The 1,568-nt window shown below is 72.6% G+C and carries 1 protein-coding gene; it reads left to right on the forward strand.

All coding sequences use genetic code 11. From position 1 onward, the window contains the following. The coding region (locus JS521_RS35600; protein WP_205086981.1) for a SpnB-like Rossmann fold domain-containing protein at nt 1–1,568 on the forward strand (1,568 nt) is incomplete at both ends.

A 1,568-nucleotide genomic window follows, 5' to 3' on the forward strand; every position in this document is an offset into this window, starting at 1 on the left:
GCGGATGTGGTGGTGGTGGGTTCGCTGCGTCGGGGTGAGGGTGGCCAGGAGCGTTTCCTGACCGCGTTGTCCGAGGCCTGGGTCGCGGGCGTCGAGGTCGACTGGGCGTCGGTCATACCGGCCGGACACCGTGTGGAACTCCCGGCATACGCCTTCCAACACGAACGCTACTGGCCCCGCCCGGTGGCATCCGGAGACGTGTCGGCCGTAGGACAGGAAAGCCTGGACCACCACCTGCTGGGCGCGTCCGTCGGCCTGCCGACCGGCGGCGCCGTACTGACGGGACGACTGTCGCAGTCCTCACACCCATGGCTCCAGGACCACACGGTAGGGGGACAGACACTCGTACCCGGCACCGCCTTCGCGGAGATGGCACTCCGCGCCGGCGACCAGGTCGGCACCGGATTCCTGCGCGAACTGATCCTTCAGAAACCGCTGGCACTCCCCACCCGGACCGGTGTCGCCCTCCAGGTCACCGTCGGCACCCCCGACGAAACCGGTAACCGCCCCGTCGAGGTGTTCTCCCGGACCTCCGACGACGCCGCATGGGAGTGCCACGCGACCGGCCTGCTGGGCGAGACCCCCACGACCGTCCCCGCGGAGTCGACGCCCTGGCCGCCCCCGGGCTCACGACCGGTGGACGTGACCGGCTTCTACGACGGACTGGCGGATGCCGGCTACGGCTACGGCCCGGCGTTCCAGGGCCTGCGGGCCCTCTGGCGCGACGGCGACACCCTCTACGCCGAGGTGGAACTCCCCGAAACAGCCGACGCCGCGGGATTCGGCATCCACCCCGCACTGCTGGACGCGGCCCTGCACGCCGTCGCGGTCACCGTCGACACCGACACCACGACCGGCACCCGGCTCCCCTTCGCATGGAACGGCGTCGCACTCCACGCCACCGAAGCGACCGTGCTCCGCGTCGTACTCACCACCACCCCCGACGGCCTCAACGTACGGGCCACCGACCCCACCGGCGCCCCCGTCGTCACCATCGACACCCTCGTCCTGCGCGAGATCACCCCCGACACCCTCCGGCAGACCGGCGAACAGCACCTGCGTGACGCCCTGTTCACCGTCGACTGGACCAGGCTCCCCGACCCCGGCACCACCCCGCCCGACACCTCCCCATGGCTGCGCCTCGACCCCGCCGGACCGACCCCGCAGACCGCCACCGCACCACCCGTCGCCGTCCTCACCCTCCCCGACCCCCTGCCCGCAACGAACCTGTCGGCGGACACCGTCCACCGCACCACCCGCGACGTGCTCCGCACCGTCCAGAACTGGCTCGCCGACGACCGCTACCTCGACACCCGTCTGGTGGTCCTCACCCCCGGAGCCGTCCCCGCCCTGCCCGGACAGAGGGTGACCGACCTCGCCGGAGCGGCGGCCTGGGGCCTGCTGCGCTCCGCGCAGTCGGAACACCCCGGCCGGATCGTCCTGCTCGACCGCGACCCCGCCTCCACCGACGACGACACCTGGCCCACCTGGGCCCTCATCGACGGCGAACCACAGCTCGCCGTACGCGACGGCGAGGCCCGGGCGCCCCGCCTCGCCCGCCCCCACAC

Source organism: Streptomyces durocortorensis (genome assembly GCF_016901035.1).
GTDB classification, from domain to species: Bacteria; Actinomycetota; Actinomycetes; order Streptomycetales; family Streptomycetaceae; genus Streptomyces; species Streptomyces durocortorensis.